23 protein-coding genes are annotated in these 19079 nt (G+C 65.0%); 20 read left to right on the forward strand and 3 right to left on the reverse strand.

What is annotated here, in order from left to right:
• Positions 1-736 precede the first annotated feature (736 nt).
• Entirely contained in the window at positions 737-1192 is a 456-nt protein-coding gene (locus tag J0A91_RS06185) for a hypothetical protein (RefSeq protein WP_069204181.1), read from the forward strand.
• Positions 1193-1242: 50 nt separating this feature from the next.
• On the opposite strand, the gene J0A91_RS06190 is transcribed toward J0A91_RS06185, so the two are convergent.
• The 3 genes from J0A91_RS06190 to J0A91_RS06200 all read right to left on the reverse strand — a co-directional run bounded on the left by J0A91_RS06190 (position 1243) and on the right by J0A91_RS06200 (position 5088).
• Positions 1243-2052 (reverse strand): DNA adenine methylase, encoded by an 810-nt coding sequence (locus tag J0A91_RS06190; RefSeq protein ID WP_069204182.1) that lies wholly within the window; start codon positions 2050-2052, stop codon positions 1243-1245.
• A gap of 151 nt (positions 2053-2203) precedes the next feature.
• The gene (locus J0A91_RS06195; RefSeq protein ID WP_069204183.1) at positions 2204-3271 is read right to left on the reverse strand and encodes a phage portal protein; all 1068 of its coding nucleotides are present in this window, start codon (positions 3269-3271) and stop codon (positions 2204-2206) included.
• Positions 3271-5088, reverse strand: a complete 1818-nt coding sequence (locus tag J0A91_RS06200) for a terminase large subunit domain-containing protein (protein ID WP_083224526.1) — start codon at positions 5086-5088, stop codon at positions 3271-3273. Before J0A91_RS06200 ends, J0A91_RS06195 begins: the two co-directional genes overlap by 1 nt.
• Before the next feature lie 163 nt (positions 5089-5251).
• Between J0A91_RS06200 and J0A91_RS06205 the strand changes: the two genes are divergently transcribed.
• The 19 genes from J0A91_RS06205 (at position 5252) to J0A91_RS06290 (ending at position 18943) form a co-directional block, all read left to right on the forward strand.
• A complete protein-coding gene (locus J0A91_RS06205) occupies positions 5252-6076 on the forward strand; it encodes a GPO family capsid scaffolding protein (protein ID WP_069204184.1) in 825 nt (274 codons plus the stop codon).
• Positions 6077-6125: 49 nt separating this feature from the next.
• Entirely contained in the window at positions 6126-7178 is a 1053-nt protein-coding gene (locus tag J0A91_RS06210) for a phage major capsid protein, P2 family (protein WP_069204185.1), read from the forward strand.
• Positions 7179-7226: 48 nt separating this feature from the next.
• Positions 7227-8147 (forward strand): phage terminase small subunit, encoded by a 921-nt coding sequence (gpM, locus tag J0A91_RS06215; protein WP_083224527.1) that lies wholly within the window; start codon positions 7227-7229, stop codon positions 8145-8147.
• Positions 8148-8283: 136 nt separating this feature from the next.
• Positions 8284-8505, forward strand: a complete 222-nt coding sequence (locus J0A91_RS24815) for a hypothetical protein (RefSeq protein WP_069204186.1) — start codon at positions 8284-8286, stop codon at positions 8503-8505.
• On the forward strand, positions 8502-8984 hold the full coding sequence (locus J0A91_RS06220) for a head completion/stabilization protein (protein ID WP_069204187.1): 483 nt from the start codon (positions 8502-8504) through the stop codon (positions 8982-8984). Before J0A91_RS24815 ends, J0A91_RS06220 begins: the two co-directional genes overlap by 4 nt.
• Positions 8984-9199 (forward strand): tail protein X, encoded by a 216-nt coding sequence (locus J0A91_RS06225; RefSeq protein ID WP_069204188.1) that lies wholly within the window; start codon positions 8984-8986, stop codon positions 9197-9199. The genes J0A91_RS06220 and J0A91_RS06225 overlap by 1 nt, the downstream gene beginning before the upstream one ends.
• Before the next feature lie 2 nt (positions 9200-9201).
• The gene (locus J0A91_RS06230; protein ID WP_069204189.1) at positions 9202-9549 is read left to right on the forward strand and encodes a hypothetical protein; all 348 of its coding nucleotides are present in this window, start codon (positions 9202-9204) and stop codon (positions 9547-9549) included.
• Complete coding sequence (locus tag J0A91_RS06235) at positions 9546-10064, forward strand: glycoside hydrolase family protein (protein ID WP_069204190.1); 519 nt, start codon at positions 9546-9548, stop codon at positions 10062-10064. The genes J0A91_RS06230 and J0A91_RS06235 overlap by 4 nt, the downstream gene beginning before the upstream one ends.
• The gene (locus tag J0A91_RS06240) at positions 10061-10579 is read left to right on the forward strand and encodes a hypothetical protein (RefSeq protein WP_069204191.1); all 519 of its coding nucleotides are present in this window, start codon (positions 10061-10063) and stop codon (positions 10577-10579) included. The genes J0A91_RS06235 and J0A91_RS06240 overlap by 4 nt, the downstream gene beginning before the upstream one ends.
• A 1-nt stretch (position 10580) precedes the next feature.
• Positions 10581-10832 (forward strand): hypothetical protein, encoded by a 252-nt coding sequence (locus J0A91_RS06245; RefSeq protein ID WP_240502219.1) that lies wholly within the window; start codon positions 10581-10583, stop codon positions 10830-10832.
• Positions 10829-11326: a phage tail protein gene (locus tag J0A91_RS06250; RefSeq protein WP_069207087.1), complete on the forward strand. Its 498-nt coding sequence runs from the start codon at positions 10829-10831 to the stop codon at positions 11324-11326. Before J0A91_RS06245 ends, J0A91_RS06250 begins: the two co-directional genes overlap by 4 nt.
• Complete coding sequence (locus J0A91_RS06255; protein WP_083224529.1) at positions 11319-11987, forward strand: phage virion morphogenesis protein; 669 nt, start codon at positions 11319-11321, stop codon at positions 11985-11987. The genes J0A91_RS06250 and J0A91_RS06255 overlap by 8 nt, the downstream gene beginning before the upstream one ends.
• Before the next feature lie 208 nt (positions 11988-12195).
• Positions 12196-13113, forward strand: a complete 918-nt coding sequence (locus J0A91_RS06260) for a baseplate assembly protein (protein WP_069207089.1) — start codon at positions 12196-12198, stop codon at positions 13111-13113.
• Complete coding sequence (locus J0A91_RS06265; RefSeq protein ID WP_069204193.1) at positions 13100-13756, forward strand: phage tail protein I; 657 nt, start codon at positions 13100-13102, stop codon at positions 13754-13756. The genes J0A91_RS06260 and J0A91_RS06265 overlap by 14 nt, the downstream gene beginning before the upstream one ends.
• Entirely contained in the window at positions 13756-15243 is a 1488-nt protein-coding gene (locus J0A91_RS06270; RefSeq protein ID WP_069204194.1) for a hypothetical protein, read from the forward strand. Before J0A91_RS06265 ends, J0A91_RS06270 begins: the two co-directional genes overlap by 1 nt.
• Positions 15244-15245: 2 nt before the next feature.
• Complete coding sequence (locus tag J0A91_RS06275) at positions 15246-15725, forward strand: hypothetical protein (RefSeq protein ID WP_150126838.1); 480 nt, start codon at positions 15246-15248, stop codon at positions 15723-15725.
• A 3-nt stretch (positions 15726-15728) separates the two neighbouring features.
• Positions 15729-16451, forward strand: a complete 723-nt coding sequence (locus J0A91_RS06280; protein ID WP_069204196.1) for a hypothetical protein — start codon at positions 15729-15731, stop codon at positions 16449-16451.
• A complete protein-coding gene (locus J0A91_RS06285; protein WP_069204197.1) occupies positions 16448-18028 on the forward strand; it encodes an SGNH/GDSL hydrolase family protein in 1581 nt (526 codons plus the stop codon). The genes J0A91_RS06280 and J0A91_RS06285 overlap by 4 nt, the downstream gene beginning before the upstream one ends.
• 3 nt (positions 18029-18031) lie before the next feature.
• On the forward strand, positions 18032-18943 hold the full coding sequence (locus J0A91_RS06290; RefSeq protein ID WP_150126839.1) for a hypothetical protein: 912 nt from the start codon (positions 18032-18034) through the stop codon (positions 18941-18943).
• Positions 18944-19079 lie beyond the last annotated feature (136 nt).

Genomic DNA, 19079 nt, shown 5'->3' on the forward strand with positions numbered 1-19079 from the left:
GCAGTTTTCTGCGGGTTTGAGCGCCAACATTTACCCCAATATTGGCATAATCAGATTATAGGGTTTCAGAGCAACGAAGGGCGCAAAGAAAACCGTTGTTTATCAATGACATTGGGGTTTCGAGATAGCGATATTGCAAAAGATTGGGGTCTCGGGCCGACCGCAAAGTTCAGCTAGAACAGGCGCTTAGAGGCATGTTTAGGACGCGATTGGCGATGTTGGGGTTTTCCCGAAAGGCACCTACTCCGCTCGCTTCTGAGACGCTTGTTCGCGGCCGGATTCGAGCCTAGTTCCCTGCTGCTACGGTGGTGAAAACCTCACGCGGGCGACCGCTGGGCCGTGACCTGTCCGCAAGCGCCCCCGGACGATAAGAACAGGGCCGTAGCTGCATCAAAGTGCATCACCGTTTCTACCGCTTCTGGAGGGCTTCCGAGGCAAGAAAACAGCCCGTCCGGTGGGCACTTGTCGACTGCATTATTATCGACACAAAAAGTGCGCGGGCGAGGCGGGGGTCGCAGCGCGCGAAATGGGGTGGGGTAGGGACCGGCCGAAAATTTTTTGAAAAAATTGGGATCGTCGAAAATTTTTGACGTAATATTATTACACGGCCAAACGTAATTTTATTGCGCGCAATTTTATTGCGTCAAATTCGCGGCTGCGCGGGCGGGCGCGGAGCAATCGCTTGCCATGTTGGAAATGTACCGCTTTTGTTCTCAAAGCGAATCGGGAGAACAATATGCGCCAGGTACGGCATGACGAGCTGCTCTATCACCTCTTCGACGCGACGCGGGGATGGGCTCCAGCGCTTCGCAATGGGCTGGCCCTGGACGCCGAGCGCCGTGCTCGTTGGATTGAGATCGGCGCGAGCGTGATCGCCGAGAGAATGCGCCGCTTCTATTTTTTCCCCGATGGTGAGCCTGCTCCGCTCAACGGCAAAGAGCTGGCGGCGGTGGTGGCCAAATCCATTGACGGGTGGCGCCACACGCTACGCCTAGATTTTACCTCGCGCGAGGAGAAGGTACGGCGCCAGGCGCGATGGACCGCCGCGTATCTGCTGGCTGAGGATTTCGCTGGCTACCAGATCCTGAGCGAACTGCCCGACCCCCCGCCATTCCGTCTTTGCGGTGAAGCTGGGTCGGGCGTTCCGCCGCGCGATCAGTTCCCAGATCCTATTGGCCCCCTGTTCGGATAGTCCGTAAGCGGCGCGAGCTTGGACATCATTCCCAAGCCCGCGCCAACCACTCACGAAAGCGGGTCGAAATTGCCGATCAGCAGCTCGGCCGCTTTCCTGCCCGCGCCAGCCCCGACGGTGTACGTCGTCTCAAACTCGCGCATGCGGAAGCCCGCGAACGTCGCCCGCACGCCGGGCGTGTCGTTGATCGAAAGTAGGAACCGGCCCTTGATCGTCGCCAACTGCGCGGCCAGTCGCTCGAAATCGGTGCGACCAAACACGTCTTGGCCATAGTCTGTCTCGCACCCCCAATAGGGCGGGTCGAGATAGAACAACGTGCCCGGCGTGTCGTAGCGCCGGATGAACTCGCCATAGTCGAGCTGCTCGATCACGACGCCGGCGAGTCGATCGTGGATATCGGCAAGCAGCGGCTCGAGTCGGTTGACGTTGAACCGCGCACCCTGCCGGGGATCGACGCCGAAATTCCGGCCTTCGACCTTACCACCGAATGCCAGGCGCTGCAGATATAGAAACCGCACCGCACGCTGCAGATCGGTCAGCCGCTCGGCCGGCAGTGCCTTGAGCCTCTCGAATTCCGCGCGGCTCGCGACACGGAACCGCAGCATGTCGATCACATAGGCATAGTGCTCCTGGAGCACGCGGAAGAAGGTCGCGACATCGCCCGACACGTCGTTGATGTACTCGGCGCGCGGCCGGCGCCGGCGCTTCAAGAAAATGCCGCCCATGCCGACAAAGGGCTCGGCATAGCTGTCGTGCGGCGTGGCATCGATCAACGGCACAAGCCGCTTCACCAGATTGCGCTTGCCGCCAATATATCCGGCAGCGGGTACCACGGGATCGACGTCGGTCATACTGTACATGTTGGATTTCTCGCTCTTTTAGGATCCCCGCCCGGCGCGCCGGGTGCGGGACGGCCGATGGCCGATCGTGTCGTGGCGAGATCATCCCTCGTCGGTTTGGCCGGACTGCCATCCGGCCCCCCCCGCCCGGCCAACTGGCCGGACGCGAAATCTATGCAGCGGTAGCGGTGCTGCGCACGCGCTCCTTGAACCGGATTGCCTCGAAGCCGACCTGGTCGTTCACGTCGAGCAGGTTCGCCTGGATCGGCTCGATCTCCAGCTCGAAGAACATGTCCGTCGCTTGCAGCGGATTGCCGAACCCGCTCGATCCCTGCGCCGGCACGATCCCGAGCAGCGCCGGCGGCGTGCGGTGGGCTGCGAGCACATCGTCTCGGGTCACGTTCTTGATGCCGAGAAACTCGTCTTTCGCGCCCACCTCGGCGATCGGCAGGATCTTGAGGCTGCCATCCTTACCGCCGGGTGCGTGGACGAACAGGTTCTTGAAATTGCCCGGCCCCTTCGACGCCTTCAACGCGTCGCGCAGCGCGGCAGTGTCGTTGTCGTCGATGTCGCCGGTCGCGTAGAGGATATACCCAGCATGACTGCCGTTGAGGTAGTAGCGGCGCCGGAACAGCGTCGCGGCCTCGTTGAGCAGCGCCGACTGAAGCGCGCTCAGATATTCGGGCACGCCGTAAATTTCTTGGTTCACGTCTGCCTGCATCACCTGGACGATGCTGCCAGGCCGAAACTCGCTCTCCTGACCATAGGCGGGCAGGAAGAAGAACTGGCCGGCCTGCAGCCCGCGCCGGGTGTATTTCGACAGGACATGGTCGAGTCGCATCGTCCCGCCCAGCACGTTGCGGATCTGCTCGAGATAGGCGGTGCCGAACACCAGATAATCCTGCACGAACGCCGCGAACGCTTTGCGCGAGAGGAACGGCGTCGGATCGAACGACGACACCAACAGGTTGCGCTTGAGCATGATCGCGGAGCTATGGTGCGGCGAGACGCGATAGGCGCGCGCAAGCCCGTCGAGCGGGATCGGTGGCTCGTACCAGCGCCCGTTATGGACGCACTCGATCATGTCGATGATCTCGCGGCGGTTGAGCACCGGCTCGGGATCTCCGAAGGTGAACGCCTGCATCGCAGTCGAAGCGCCCGTCTTCGCGTCGATCGCGCCAGTTGCCGCCGCTGCCGTCTCCGCGCGCGACATCGCCTGCGCCTTGTTCCGCCTGCTCATCAGAAGATCTCCATGCGCGTTTTCGGCCGCTGCTTGCCGTCGAGGGGTTCGTTGATGAAAATGTGCATCGCCGCCCAGGCGAGATCCGCGTGGCCGACCGCCTCGGTGCGGCTCGCTTTGAAGGTGACGGCGCGGCCGCTGGTGGTGAGTGTCTTCTTGATCGACAGGAACGCCGACTGAAGGTCGATCCAGCCCGCGTCATATTCGATGCGCTGGCGGCTGAAGGTGTGCTGCGCCTTCATCACCATCTGCGACTTCGCCTCGAGCGAATATTCGATCTTCACGACGCCGCGCATGCGGTCCTTCAGGATCTGGTAGACGCCGACGCCCGCGCCGTTCGCATCGACGCCGAGATAGGTGCAGTTGTAGCGGCCGAGCAGCGACAGGATCATGGTCGCCTGTGCTTCGAAATCGAGACCGCGGAACTGGTGACGCTCGAGCAGGCGGAACTTGCCGCCCGGCCCGTCGGGCGGCAGCGCGATCACCAGCGCCGCATTGTCGCCGTCCTCGCTTTCCTGCGGATCATAGCCCGCCCACACCTCGCGACCGCCCACCGGACGCTTGGCGATCGGGTTGAAGTCGAGCCAATCGACCATCGTATCGACGGTGCAGCGCTGCAGCTCGTTGAACTTGAACGCCGACAGACTGTCATCGACGAACTGGCACATGAGCAGGTTGGCGAATTCGTCGGGCGCATATTCGATGTGCAGCTCGTCGATGTTGAAAAGGTCGCAGCCCTTCTCGGCCGCGTCCTCGATCGTGACGATCTGGCGCCAGACATTGTCCTCGCACAGCCGCCCAGCCTTCAGTGCGGCATGGCTGACATCGATCTCGATGCGATCGGCCTTCTTGACGCGCCGGTTGCGCCGCTCGCCGGTCCAATATCCGTGCGCCTGGTGCGCGACGCTCGAGGGCGTCGAGAAATAGGTGCGGCGCCAGCGCTTGTGCATCGCCATCGCGCTGGCGACCTTGTTCAGCTCCTCGAAGCCGTAGGTCCAGAAGAACTCGTCGAAGTAGAAATTGCCGTGATAGCCCTGCGCGGTGCGCGCGTTGGTGCCGAGGAAGATCAGCTCGGCCGCAGGCTCGCCTTCGGGGATCAGGTCCGAGGTGAGGACGATCGGATCGCCCTGCAGCTTGACGCCGACGCGCGCGGCGAACTGGACGATGTAGTTGCGGAAGATGTGCGCCTGCGCCTTCGACGCGGACAGGAATATCTGGTTGCCGCCACCCTTCAGAGCGTCGAGCAGCGCCTCGCGGGCGAAATAGTAGGTCGCGCCGATCTGCCGCGACTTGAGGATCATGCGGGTGCGCTGATCCTTCGCCTCCCACCAATCGCGCTGGTAGCCGAACATCTCGGCTTCGAGGATTTGCTCGAGCTTCTCGACCTGCTCGGCGGTGAAGTGGTTCTTGACGACCTTCTTGCGCTCGCCGGCGTTGCGGTTGGCGACTTTCTCGTTGAGATCGCCTTCGTGCCCGCCTGGCGCTTCGTACCGGCGCACGCGTGCGCCCGACACGACCGCGCGCATCAACAGGTCGATTTCCTTGAAGTCGCCGCCTGTCTTGCCCTCTTTGGCGATCAGCGTGTTGAGCCGGCACTCGAGCGCGTCCTCAATCTTCGATAGCGAGGGCGCCTCATCCCATTTCTCGCGATCTTTCCACGCCTGGACGGTCGGACGCTTCAGTCCCAGCTCGTCCGCGATCTGAGTCACGCCCCAGCCGCGCCAATACAGGCTGCGCGCCTGACGGCGCGCATCGACCGGGACCGGCATCGTCGATGCGGGCAGCGGCATGCCGGTGTCGGGTGGAAGCTTGCTCATGGCGCGCGAACCTAGCCACGGGCGTGGCCCGCACCGGAGCGGCGGGTCTTGTGGAACGGGTCTCTACAAGGCCGTTCGCTTGAGAAGTCGGCGCTGTTGAGTGCCTTTTGGGCCGGTCAGCCGCCTGCGCGGCACTCTGCAGCGACCCGAGGGACCGATCCACATGGCCAAAAGCAAATTCTTCCGCGCATTCGTCGAAGGTCAGACGATCAGCGACGGACGTAAGATCGACGGCACGTGGATCGACCAGATCGCCCAGACCTTCAACACCGAAACCTACACGCCCCGGATCAACATCGAACATATCTCGGGCTACAGCCCCGAGCCTCCGTTCAACGGTTATGGCAACGTCGTCGCGGTCAAGGTGCAGACCGACGAGTTCACGATCGCCGGCAAGACCGAGCAGCGCAAGGCGCTCTACTGCCAGATCGACGATAACGGTCAGCTCGCCGGTTTGGTCGAGAAGGGTCAGAAGCCTTTCCCCTCGGTTGAGTTGACCGACAGCTACGCCGGCACCGGCAAGGTCGGGCTGATCGGCCTCGCCTTTACCGATAAGCCCGCGTCGATCGGCACCCAGGCGCTCCAATTCTCGCGCTCGGCGCCGGGCAGCCTTTTCAGCGACGGCCCCGAGGCGGTGACGCTCGAATTCGAGCCCAAGCCGGCCGATCCGACCGGCATCGCCGAAGCGATCAAGAGCGGCTTCGCCAGCGTCGCCGCCCTCTTCAGCCGAGCGGAACCGGAAAAGCCGAAGGAAGAGCCGAAGAAGCCGGCCAACGATAACGATATGGCGGCGTTCGCAACCGCGATCGGCGAGCAGGTCGCAACCGCTATCGCCGCAGGGACCAAGCCCGCGAACGACGCCATCGCCGCGTTCGACGCGCGCTTCACCGCACTCGAGGCAAAGCTCGAAAGCACCGAGCAGCCGCAGTTCTCCCAGCGCCAGCCCGCGACCGGATCGCCCACTGCCGGCAACGTCACGGACTGCTGATCCGCCCCCGATACCCGAACGCCCGCCTCTCTCACGCCCGGAGCACCCGATGCAGACCGCCACCCGCCTCCTGTTCAACGCCTATGTCGGCCAGCTCGCCCAGCTAAACGGCCTCGACTCCAGCCTCACCGCCATCCCCGGCGAGCTGAAGCAGTTCAACGTCGCGCCGCTCATCGAGCAACGTCTGCAGGCCAAGCTGCAGGTGACGAGCGATTTCATGTCGCGCATCAACGTGGTGCCCGTCATCCCGCAGCAGGGCGCACGCGTCGGCGTCGGTGTCACGCGCTCGATGGCCAGCCGCACCGATCGTAGCCTGGGCCATCGCCGCACGCCGACCGATCCGACCGGCAGCGACGCGATCGACCAGTATTTCTGCAAGAAGACGGATTACGATTACGCCTGGTCGTATGCGATGCTCGATGCCTGGGCGCACCGTCCCGAATTCCAGCAGCTCTGCCGCGACGCCGTGATCGTCCAAAAAGCGCAGGACGTCATCACCATCGGCTTCAATGGCGTGAACGCCGCAGCCGAGACCAATCGCGTCACCTATCCGCTGCTCCAGGACGTCAATTGGGGCTGGCTGTACAAGATGCGGATCTACGCGCCGACGCGCTGCATGGCGCATGGCGGCCTCGACAACCTCAAGGTGTACGTCGACGACACCGGCACGGCCGATTACGCCAACCTCGACGCGCTGGTGTTCGACGCCAAGCACAACCTGCTCGCCCAGCAGTTCCAGACCGCGACCGACCTGGTCGTGATCGTCGGCAGCGATCTCGTCCACGACAAATATTTCAAAATTGTCTCGGACGCCGGCGACAAGGCGACCGAACAGGTTGCGCGCGACGTGATCCTGTCGAGCCGCCAGCTCGGTGGTCTGCCGACCATGCAGGTGCCGTTCTTCCCGCCCAACGCGCTGATGATCACCAGCCTCAAGAACCTGTCCTATTACTGGCAGGTCGGCAGCGCACGCCGCGCGGTGAAGGATGAAGCCGCCCTCGACCAGATCGAGAACTACGAAAGCATCAACGACGCTTTCATGGTCGAGGAATACGGCAAGGCCTGCCTCATCGAAAATATCCAGCTCGGGCCGAAGGCTTAACCGCTTTCGCAACCCGCCACGCCCGCCTCTCTTCGATCAGGAACGACCATGAGCCCAGCTCGCCAACATCGGGACCGTCTCGCCGCACAGGCCTTCGACGCCGACCCGTCCGCAACGGTCGCGACTTCGGAAGGAGGCGGGCAACCCGGCGAAACCATCGTCGCGGTCATCGATGGCCCGATGACACCGGCGCGCCTGCACCGGCTCAAACAGGCCGGGATCGCCGTAGCGGCAGCAGACGCCGGCACGGAGATCCTCACCGGCACCACGCCGTCGATCGGCACGGTTGCAGCTTTCGCCGCCAACCAGGCGCAGGGGCAAATCGTGCTGCGCCTCACCCATGATCTGCGCCGGCTCAAAGAAATCCAGTCGATCGAGCGCAAGATCGACGCGAAGCGCGAAATGCTGCCGGAATACCGCCCGTGGATTGATGGCTTGCTGCGCGCGGCCGAGGAAACCGGCATGGGCGTCCAGGACGAAGTGCTGCCCACCATTATGGTCTGGGCGATCGACACCGGCGATTGGCACTACGGCCTCGATCTCGCCCGCTATGTGCTCGACCATGATCTCTCGCTGCCCGCGCGCTACGAGCGCCAGCCCGCCACGCTGATCGTCGAGGAATTCTCCGACGCGGCCATCGCCGTGCTCGAACGCGACGAACTGTTCCCGCACGACGTGCTGTCCGAACTGTACGAATTGACGCGCTCCGAGGACATGCCCGACGAAGTTCGCGCCAAGCTGCACAAGGCGCTCGGCCTGGACTATCTCGCTGTGCTCAATCCGGCTCTGTACCCCGAGGCGACGGATGAACACCGCGACGCCAGCCGCGCCGAGGCGATCACGCATTTCGCGCGCGCGATCCAGCTCAACTCGCGGATCGGCCTCAAGCAGAAGCTCGACAAGCTGAGGAAGGACTCCGGCGCCGCGTCGGCCGCCCCGCCCGCAACCAACACGCCACCCACGCCATAACCGCGCCCGCGCGGTCGACCAGCTCGCCCCCGGCGCTCGGGGGCGGATCGCACACGACGGGAGGGCCGCAAGGCTGAGGGCCGTCGCTGATCCGATCCCCACCCCCGAAAACCGGGGCGAGCACGAAGGAACCACCATGTCGCTGCTCTTGCTCCTCTGGCTCGTCGCCGCATTTGCCGCCTGCGGGTTCGGCGCATGGCTGGCGATGGCCGGCGTGATCCTCGGCGGCATGGCACACGAATTCGTCGCGAGCGCCGGTACTCTGCGCGTCTACGTGCTCTCGGGCGCGATCTGCGCGGGGTTCGGTTTGCTGCTGTTCGTCGTCGGGGTCGGCATGATTGCGCGGGTGCTCGGGTGAGCGGCTTCGTCTGCACCCCCTCGATCATTCCGCCCGCCTCGACCACAGTTGAGGCGCCGATCGCCAACGATGGCTGGTTTCCCGACGTTGATGTCGCCTCGCTGCGCGCCAGCCTGCGCTTGCGCGATTCGGTGACCCCCGAGCGCTTGCGCGGATCCGCGCTCAACGCGATCATCACCGTCGGCGACCAGCTCGTCGCGTGGCAAGCCGCGCGTGCTGCTGCGGGACACGCGAGCCTCGGCGCGGTGCCCGCCCCCATGCTGGACGGCCAGAGTCGCTTGGTGCTCCTCTACGCCCGCGCGGTCGCCGCTTACACCAAGGCTGATCTGGTCGAGCGATATCGCGACGTCGATCAGACCGCAGCCGGCCAGCGCAACGTCGGCGAGCTGGACAGCTCGATCGAGGAGCTGCGCCGCGACGGGCTGCACGCGGTGCGAGACATGCGCCGTGTCACCCGTACCTTCGTCGAGCTGATCTGATGGCGGACGTGATCCGCGCGCAGCAGGGCGACACGCTCGACGCGCTGCTTTGGCGCGAGCGGGGCCTCACCGCAACCGACGCGGTTCGCGTGCTCGAGGCAAATCCGGGTCTCGCCGATCGCGGCATCCTGCTGCCGCTCGGCACGCCCGTCACCGTTCCCGCCAGCGCCAGCCCGAAACCGCGCGCCCTCCCTCTTGTGCAGCTCTGGGATTGACGATGGACAAGCAAATTCACCAGCTCATCGAAACCATGCTCGAGCTGCTCGTTGGTTTGTGCCCGGCTGCGCTCGGGGCGGCGGTAAGCCTCGTCTACGAAAAAGGCCTCACCTGGCGCGAACGCTTCGTCCAGTGGGTGGTCGGCATCATCGTGAGCTGGTTCGCCGGCCGCGCGATCGGCGCGTTGTTCTCGCTCAGCCCCTTCGTGCTGCAGGCGGTATCCTTCACCCTAGGCATGATCGCCTTCAAGGCCGTGCCCAAGTTCATCGCGAGCTGCACCGACGCTGTCGCCGGCCTGCCGTCGGATCTCCGCGACCGCTTCCTGCCACGCAAGAAGGACAGCGAATGAGCTACGATCGCAAGAAGCTCGAGCGCGAACTGGCTCGCGACGAAGGGCGCAAGCTTCGCTTCTATCTCGACACCGTCAAGAAACGCTCGATCGGCGTTGGTCGCAACCTCGACGACGTCGGGATCCGCGCATCGGAGCGCCTGGCGCTCGGCATCACGCTCACAAGTGTGCTCGCGAATGGAATCACCGATCATCAGTGCGACGTGCTGCTCGACAACGATATCGCCCAGGCGGAGCAGGATCTCGATGCGAAGCTGCCGTGGTGGCGCACGCTCGTCGATGCGCGCCAGCGCGTGCTGCTCAACATGTGCTTCAACATGGGCATCGGCACGCCACCCCGCGCCGGCAAGCCCGGCACCGGCCTGCTCGGCTTCGCCAACACGCTCGAGGCGATTCGCAGCGGCCGCTTCGCCGCTGCGGTCGCGGGCATGCGCGCCTCGAAGTGGCACGGTCAGGTCGGCGCCCGCGCTGTTCGCCTCGAGGCGATGATGAGCACTGGAAAGGACGCATCGTGATCAAGACAGCTCTCGGCGCTACGGCCAAGTGGATCGCGGGGGAAACCGGCTGGCTGGTACTGCTCGCCGTCGCCGGCGTCGGCGCCTGGCTGTACGTCCAGTTCGCCCAGGTCCGTGCCGATCGCGACAATGCCATCCACGTCGCCGAGATCATCTGTGCCGGCATCGGCACCGGCTTTGCGCCGTCGATCTCGCAGGAGGCGGACAGCAAGGGCAAGCTGGTGACGGTTGCCCATGCGCGCGGCGCGCTGTGCCAACGCCGCGCCAGCGATCTCGCTGATTTCAGAGCCCGTACCGACGAAGCGACGGCCGCCACGCTCGCCAAGGCGCTGCAGGATCACGACGCCCGCCAGAATTCCGATAGCGCAGCCGCGCGCGCATCCGCCGAGGCGGCGCGCGCGGCTGCAGAACGCATGGAGACAGCCGATGCCAAAGCCGCACGCACGAACATTGTCGATCATGAGTGGTTTGCTGCTGTCAACGGCGTTGCCGGGCTGCGCGCACCGGATCGTTGAAGTGCCGGTCGAGAAGCAGGTGCCCGTCGCCGTGCCGGTCAAGGATCCTGCGCCGGGCGAGCTGATCCGCTGCGCCGATCGACCGCAAGGCCTGCCCGAAAGCAAGGATATGCTCGCGCAGATCCCGACGCCGGTGCGCGCCGCCATCATCCGTATTGCGCGCGCGTTCGCGGCGAACGCGGCGCAGCTCGATCGGCTGATCAATTGGGAAGCGCCGGGCACCTGCCCGGCCGGCAAGGCGGCGGCGAAGTGAAGAAACCCGAGGGCCTCAAGCGTCTGCTGCTCGCCGCGGTGCCGGGCCTCGCGGCCGATCCCACGCGCCTGGCCATGTTCATCGACAAGGGCAAGCTCACCACGCGCGCGAACGGCTCGCTGTCGTTCGAGTACAGCTACACACTCAACATCGTCGTGCAGGATTATTCGGGCGAGATCGATGCGCTGATGGTGCCGCTGATTGCCTGGGTGGCCGAGCAGCAGCCGGATCTGCTCGAGCGCGACCCGCGCGAGCCGTTCACATTCGAATCCGAGATCCTCGACGGCGACGCGGCGGACGTCTCGATCGACCTTGAGCTTACCGAAGCGGTGCGCGTCGTGCGTCTTCCCGAAGGGGGCTATACCGCCACGCACCTCGACGAACCGAGCCGCGATGATGCCTTCCCCGGCGTGTGCGGCGTCAACCTGTGGCAACTGCTGCTGCGCGAGGACATGAACCCGGCATCGACGATCGCCGTTCCCGACCGTGGATGATCTGAACGAGCTCGAGGAGATGGCAGGCGCCTTGCTCCGTTCGATCGCGTCTGGCGAACGCCGCAAGCTCCTGCGCAAGATCGCCCGTGATATCCAAAAAAGCCAGTCCGCCCGCATCGGCCGCCAGCAGACGCCCGACGGTTCGGCCTTCGCCGCGCGCCGGCCGAAGCGGGATCCACGCCCCGGCAACCACACCGCCAAATTCCTCTACCCCAAGGGCGCGGCAAGCCCGCGCCTGGTGCTGATGAAGAGCTGGGTCCACGAAGGCCCTTTGCTGACCGGCTTCGACATCGAGGCCGGCGGGATCCGCAGCTTCTTCTGGGATAAGATTGACCGTTGGGTGCCGGTCGCGCCTGACGAACAGAACAAGGGAGCCGGCAAGTTCCGGCGCCAGGGCCGCATCCGCCAGAAGGCGATGTTCCGAAAGCTACGCAATGGCCGCAACCTGCGCGCGGGTTCGACCGACCGCGAAGCATGGGTCGGCTTCACCGGCCGCGCGGCCGAGATCGCGCGCGTGCATCAGGACGGGCTTAATGATCGCCCGGCTGCGCGCGCGCGGCCCGTGCGCTATGCACGACGTGTGCTGCTCGGTTTGACCGCAGCGGAGCGTGGCGCAGTGCTTGATCTACTTTTGGCTCATGTTGCAGGGGCCGCAACCTAGCGATTGCTCGTAGCGCTATCGGCGCTATCGTCCCGACGCCCCCGGCTTTGCGGTCTAGGATTAGCCTCCGAATCATCGCGCCAGTGGAATCCCACACATACAAATGGGAGGCCGGGGGAAACGGCTTTCTCGTCGGCACTCTTGTAGAGACCGGTTCCACAAGTCCGCGTGATAGCCTTGCGGCTCCCGTCCCGGCGACATGCCGGCGATGGCCGATCTTTCCAGCCCCTCATCCAGCGTCGATCTGTCGCGCCTTCCGGCGCCGACCGTGGTCGAGCAGCTCGATTACGAGACGGTCTACGCCGAGCTGCTCGCCTATGTGCAGTCGCCCGGCGTGCTGCCGAGCTTCGACGCGACCGTCGACTCGGATCCTGCGGTCAAGATCCTGCAGGTGTTCGCCTGGCGCGAGCTGATCATCCGCCAGCGTTTCAACGATCGCGCCCGCCAAACGATGGTGGCTTATGCGACAGGCTCGAACCTCGATCAGCTCGGCGCGCTCTTCGGCGTCACCCGGCTGGTGGTCGACGCCGGCGATCCCACCAACGGCTTCCCCGTCGTCATGGAAAGCGACGACGATCTGCGCGAGCGCATCGTTCTCTCGCCTGAGAGCCAATCCGTCGCCGGGCCGGAAAGCGCCTACATCTTCCACGCACGTTCCGTCGACGGCACGATCCGCGACGCGAGCGCATCAAGCCCAGCGCCTGGCGAGGTGGTAGTGTCGATCCTGTCGCGCAACGGCGACGGCACCGCCAGCCCCGAACAGATCGCCGCGGTTGGAGCCAAGCTCGCCACGATCGAGACCAACAAGCTCCGCCCGCTCACCGACTTCGTCACGGTCGCGAGTGCGGAGATCGTCACTTATTACATCGACGCGGATCTGACGCTCCTCGCCGGTCCCGATCAGACCGTCGTGCTGGCGGCCGCGCAAGCGAGCATCGCCGCATGGGTGGACGCCGGCGGCAAGCTCGGCGTCGATGCAGTTCGCGCCGCGATCACCGCCGCGCTGATGGTGGCGGGCGTCCAAAATCTGCGGCTCAACCAACCGCCGGCGGATGTAGTGGTCGATAAGACCCAGACCGCGCATTGCGCCGGCATTGCTGTGAGGGTGTCCGGTGTCGGCGCCTGACCTCCTGCCCCCCAACGCGACGCCGCTCGAGCGCGCCATCGCCAGCGCGAGCGCGCGAATCGAGGACGTGCCTATCGACCTAGCCGCGCTGTGGAATCCGGCGACGTGCCCGTCCGATCTTCTACCCTGGCTCGCCTGGGCATTGTCGACCGACAATTGGGACACCGGCTGGAGCGATGCGCAGCGGCGAGCGGCCGTTGCCTCCGCCATCGAGGATCAACGCCACAAGGGGACGCGCTACACGGTCGAGCGCGTGCTGGCATCCTTCGACGAGCTGTTGCGCCTGGTCGAGTGGTTCGAAATGTCGCCGCGCGGAGCCCCCTATACCTTCGAGGTGCGTCTACCGGTGATCGGCGCGGACGGGGTCGCCGGCGGCCAGCGTGTCTCCGCACAGTTCGCGCGGACGATCTATGATGCCGTCTCGGCCGCGAAGCCGGTACGCGCACACTTCCAGCTCGTCCAGCAGCTCGCCCATATCGCACGGCCCGGTCTCGTCGCCGCTCTGCAGGCAACGTCCTATCGCCGCATCGATGCCGACACGCGCCACCCCGACGACGGCACGATCTGGACCGATCTTCTTCAGACCGAATACGGCGAGCCGCTCGCCGATGACTTCGGAACCTTCATCGACGGGACCGCCTGATGACCGCCTTGGTTTGCACGCTCACCGAAGCCGGTCTCGCCGCGCTCCTCAATGCGGCGGCGGGCGGGACCAATGCGGTGCGGATAGCCTCGGCCGGCGTCACCGCGACAGCCGTCCTCGTCGCGCCGACCCTGACCGGCCTGCCGAACGAAATCCGCATCGGTGCGGTCGCCGGCACGCCTATCGACGCGACCACGATCCATCTCACCGTCCGTGATGAGAGCGCTGCGGCCTATACCGTCCGCACCATCGGCCTGTATCTCGACACGGGCACGCTGTTCGCGGTCTACAGCCAGCCGGACCCGATCGTCGAGAAGGCCAGCGTCTCGACGATGTTCGTCGCGCTCGACGTCAAGCTGCTCGAAGGTCAGGCAGGGCTGGTCCAATTCGGCGAAACCAGCTTCCTCAATCCGCCTGCAAGCGAAACGGTCAAGGGCGTCGCCTATTTCGCGACGATCTCCGAGGCATTGGCGGGCGCGGTCGCAGACAAGCTCATCTCGCCGGCGACGATGAAACGCTGCCTCGACAATTACGTCCTGGCTGAGCGTCTCGGGGAGCCGGGCGGCGTTGCCACCCTCGGGCCGGACGGAAAACTGCAACTGTCGCAGCGCCCGCCCATCGACCTGATCGACGTATGGGCGGTCGAGAACGAGGCGCAAATGCTCGCCCTCAACGGTACGGCAGGCGATTTCGCGGTGCGTACCGACAACGGCCTCGTCTATGTGCTGCAGGCGGTCCCCGCGTCGGTGCTCGGCAACTGGCTTGAGATCTCCACCCCGGCGCCGGTATCGAGCGTCAACGGCAAGACAGGTGCGGTGTGGCTCAGCGCCAGCGATGTCGGTGCTGTGCCGACGGGGCGCCAGATCTACGTGATCGACGGCCCGCTGTACGGTGGCGGCAATCTTGGCGCCGATGTGGGGATCGGGCTGCGCGTCTCGTCGCAAGACGATGTTGTCGGCGGTCAGCGATGGGATCAGGTGGTCACACCCGGCGGTCTGCTACCGCTGATCCAGCGCATTGACGGAAAGGTCGATCGAAGCCGCAGGATCGACACCGGAGGTCTCGTCACGGGCGGTGGCGCGCTTGATGGGGACCGCTTCATCAGCGTCACGGCAGCCGGCACCGACGACATCCTTGCCGGGCAGCGCTGGGACGTCGCGGTGACGCCGGCGGGGCTTGCCAATCTGCCGAAGAGTCTGACGCCAAACGGCTACTTCATGTGGCCGGGCGGCTTCATGGTGCAGTGGGTTCAATACCGGGGCGTTTTTACGACCGACACGGCGATTTACGTCAACTTCCCCATAGCCTTCCGTCAGATTGTGCTGCCGCAGTCTGCGACGGCCTACCTGACCGTGCCCAATCGATATCGAGACCTGTGGGGGCAGGTGACCGAGCCGACGCTCGGCGGCGCTTACGTCCAGCTTCAGGCCGGCGACCCGGACGACAACCGCGCAGACGGTTTCGACCTTATCGTGTTCGGGAGGTGATGATGATTATCTGGAGTCCCTCGACGGGCCACTTCTACCACACCGAGATTCACGGCGAGGATGTCCCCGCCGACGGCGTCTCGATCACGTCGCACCGGCATCGCACCCTGCTCGACGGTCAGCGCTCCGGCCGGCAGATCGCAGCCGGCGCTGACGGCAAGCCGACGCTGACCCCGGCGATCCGCGTCACGACGGCAACGCTGCGCCAGCATGCCGGCATGGACATCCGCGTCGAGGCGCGCAGGCGCATCCTCGCGGTCGCCTCGATCGAGCGGCAGTCGAACGACAATGCCTTGTTCGGCCTCTACGCAAACAAGCTGATCGACAAGCAAGCGTTCGATGAGGCGCTTGCGCGCCGCCTGCGCATCGATGCGATCCGCGCCGCCAGCAACACGCTCGAGGCGAAGATCGCCACCTGGGCGGCGGCGGCGCTCGGCAAGCTCGACGTGACCGATCCCGCCCACTGGCCGGCGGAGGCATAGCCGATGGCGAAAATTTCCAACCTCGATCCGGTCCAGAACCCAGATGGCAACGAAACCGTCGTGGTGCTCAAGAACGGCGTGGCGCAGCGCACGTCGATCAAGCAGATCATTGCGCCCACGATCGCCGCGCTGCAGGATCGCGTGTTCGCGCCGAAGTTCACCGCCTTCGCGGCCTCGCGCAACCCGGTTGAATATGGCGACACCGGCGCGATCAACCTCAACTGGTCGGTTTCCGACGCACCCGCGAGCCAGAAGCTCAACGGCGCGGCAATCGGCGCAGGCGACCGCAGCGCGGTGCTGGCGGCACCCGGCCCCGGCTGGACCGCCGACAATGTCATCCAGACGGTCGCGCTGTTCAACGGCTCGGGCACTCAGACCGACGCCCGCACGATCTCGATCATGGCGCGCATCCCGATCTTCGTCGGCATCTCCCCCACAGCGACGCCCGACAACACGACGCTGATTGGCGCCGCGTATAAGGCGCTCGACAGCGATCACATCGCCCGTAGCCTCACGCTGGCGCGGGCCAGTGGCGGCTTTCCGTTCGTGCTGGTCCCGACCACGCGCCCGCTCAGCACGATCAAGCTGAGCGGTTTCGCAGTGAGCGGCTGGGCGCCGTCCGACAAGGCCGTGGCGCTCGTCACCGGCCAGACGGTCGGCATGAAACTCGTCATCCTCGACGCGGTCGCCGCGTCGGCCACCCCGCTCGCAGTGGAATTGTCATGAGCACCACCACCGAACTTCCATACTCGGCCGTCACCGGCGATCCCACCAAACCGCTGGTCGATCCTAGCCAGCCATTGGCGGCCAATGCCGGGCAGATCTCGGAGACCGACGCCGCCAAGATCATGACGGCGATCGAGCGCTTGCTCGTCTCGATGCTTCAGCGCACGTCACCGGAAAGCGGGTGGGCGCTGCCGATCACCGACGCAGCAAACAAGGTGATGGGTGGCGTCCGGCCGGACGGAACGTTCGAACCGTTCAAATTCAAGGCTCCGCCCCTGTCGATCCTAGCGACGATGCTGGCGGGCGATGTATCGGGCCGGCTTCTGTCGGCCGCGCCGATCGCTTCGATGTTCCAACTGCTCTCCGAAGAGCAGGGCGGTGGCCTCGCGATCCTCGATCAAGTCGGCAAAATGTCTGCGCGGCTCGACCTCACGGGTCTCCTGAAATTGTTCAAGGCTCAGCTCGGCGTCGGATCGACCGTCGCCGATCTGCCGGGCGTGCCGCTGCCAGACAGATTGTTGCCCGGTGGCCTTGCCGGCCAACTTCGGGCGCTGCCCCCCGAAACCGGATGGGCGTTCGCGATCACCGATCTGGCGACGCCGCCTCATATCCTGTTCGGCGTGCCCTTGGCGTCGGCGGTGGTCGGCCGTGTCGCAGTGGCCGATACCGCAAAGTATGCGATCCGCGCCGGCAATCAGGCAATCAGCCTGTACGGCGACAGCATGACCTACGGCCAGGGAGCGAGCGCCGGTCAGGACATCGGCAGCATCATTCGAAACCTCTCCGGGCGCACCGTGAAGAACCGCGCGATTGCAGGGCAGCGCTCCGGCCAGATCATCGCCCGTCAGGGCGGCGACCCTGCCTTGGTGACGGTTGCGGGCAACATGATCCCAGCATCCGGGTCCGTCACGGTGAATCTGCTCTCCGAGGCGTTTGTCCCAAATTACGACGGCAACACTGTGCCACGCACGATCCCCGCGACGCTCGCAGGCATCCCCGGCGCGATCATCCGTGATGATCCGGCGTCGAGCGGTCCCATCCGCTTTCAGCGCACCACGCCTGGTATCGCCATGGCCTGCCCGGCCGCTTCGCCGATCTATGTCCAGACCGCTGGTGACGACCAGCAGGATACACAGATCATCTGGGTTGGGCGGAACGACGTCAGTCAGGGCTATGATCTGATGACGGTGGTCGCACCGAAGGTCGAGAACGCCGTGCGCTTCCTGGGGCACGGGCGCTTCCTGATCATCGGCGTCTGCAACCTGATGGACGGCACCGAAGATACCGGCAGCACCGATAACGCGGGGCTGGCCCGGTACAACAGCATCGTCGCGTACAACAATTACATGGCCGGCAGGTGGGGCGGGAAGTTCTTCGATGTCCGGCGCTACATGATCGACAGAGCGATCACGGACATGGGGAGCACGCCGACCTCGGACGATCTGGCGGATATCGCCGTGGACCGCATCCCGCTTCGCTTCTCGGTCACGGAAAACAGCAAAACGCACTTCAACGCCGACGGCTATGCGCTCGTCGGCGCGAAATTCTTCTCTCTCCTCAACGCGAAGGGACTTTGATCCATGTCCGGCCTCCGTCTTGCCCTGCAGATGACCTTCACCGACCCGTCGCTGCCGGTGCTGCGCGACGACGCCATCCTGAGTTCGGGATCGCTCGCGCTCGTTGATTTCGCACATTCCGCTAATCCGCTGGTCGGGACACCCGCTGCCGGCGTCAGCGCGGCCAGCATCCCGAACATCGCCTGGAAGGAGGCGGCGGCCCTGGCGGGTGCCGGCACGCAAGCCGATTGGGCGTTCAACTCGCGCGTCAGCCTTACGGCGGCCGATGGCTTTATCGAGCGCAGCGGCAAGGGTGGCGTGCATGTGTGTATGTCGCAGGTGGGCGGCACCGGCACGGGCAAGGGCGTGACGATCGAGCGGATTGTTGCAGCCGGAAGCCCGCTGCTTCAGTATCTCGCCGCAAATCTTACCCACAAATTCTACTTCTCGCGCTGGGAGCGGATCACGCGCGTCGCGCTCACGGGAGCGCTGGAGCCATGCGAGGCCGCAATCTACGCCAACTCTTCGGGTTCGCCCTATTCGACCGGCCTGCTCAATCTCAATCGCACCGGCATCGTCAACGCCGGCTTGGGAAGCAAGAGTTCTCCCGATCTGCCCCAAGCGACCGGCAACTCGTTCCGCTCGGGCGGCTTCAACGGGTGGACTGCGGCCGGTCAGCCTAACAGTACCGGAGCCGCCGACATCATCGCGGCTCTCATGACGGTCGGGCAGCAACCGACGGCCTACAACGGTGCGTCGATGGCGAACAAGTCGCGCTCGACCATCCTGTACCGCGCATACCTCGAAGACCTCACCGCATCCGGTCGCGCCTATGCGGATGTCGAGGCGCTCGACTTCGCGTTGTTCGGGCAGGCCTTCGCGGCCGGGGGCCGCTATGCTGGCGACACGTTCACGCCGGTTTCGACGCTCCCGTGAACTCGTCAGTTATCCTGGAAACCCAGCATCGCGGTTGATCAGCGATGCAACATGAGAAGCGATCCGCTGTGTTGGACAACGGATGATGATGTCACCTCCGTTGTCCAAGACGTACCACTCAGAGCCGCCGACGAAA

The organism is Sphingomonas panacis, from assembly GCF_001717955.1.
GTDB classification, from domain to species: Bacteria; Pseudomonadota; Alphaproteobacteria; order Sphingomonadales; family Sphingomonadaceae; genus Sphingomonas; species Sphingomonas panacis.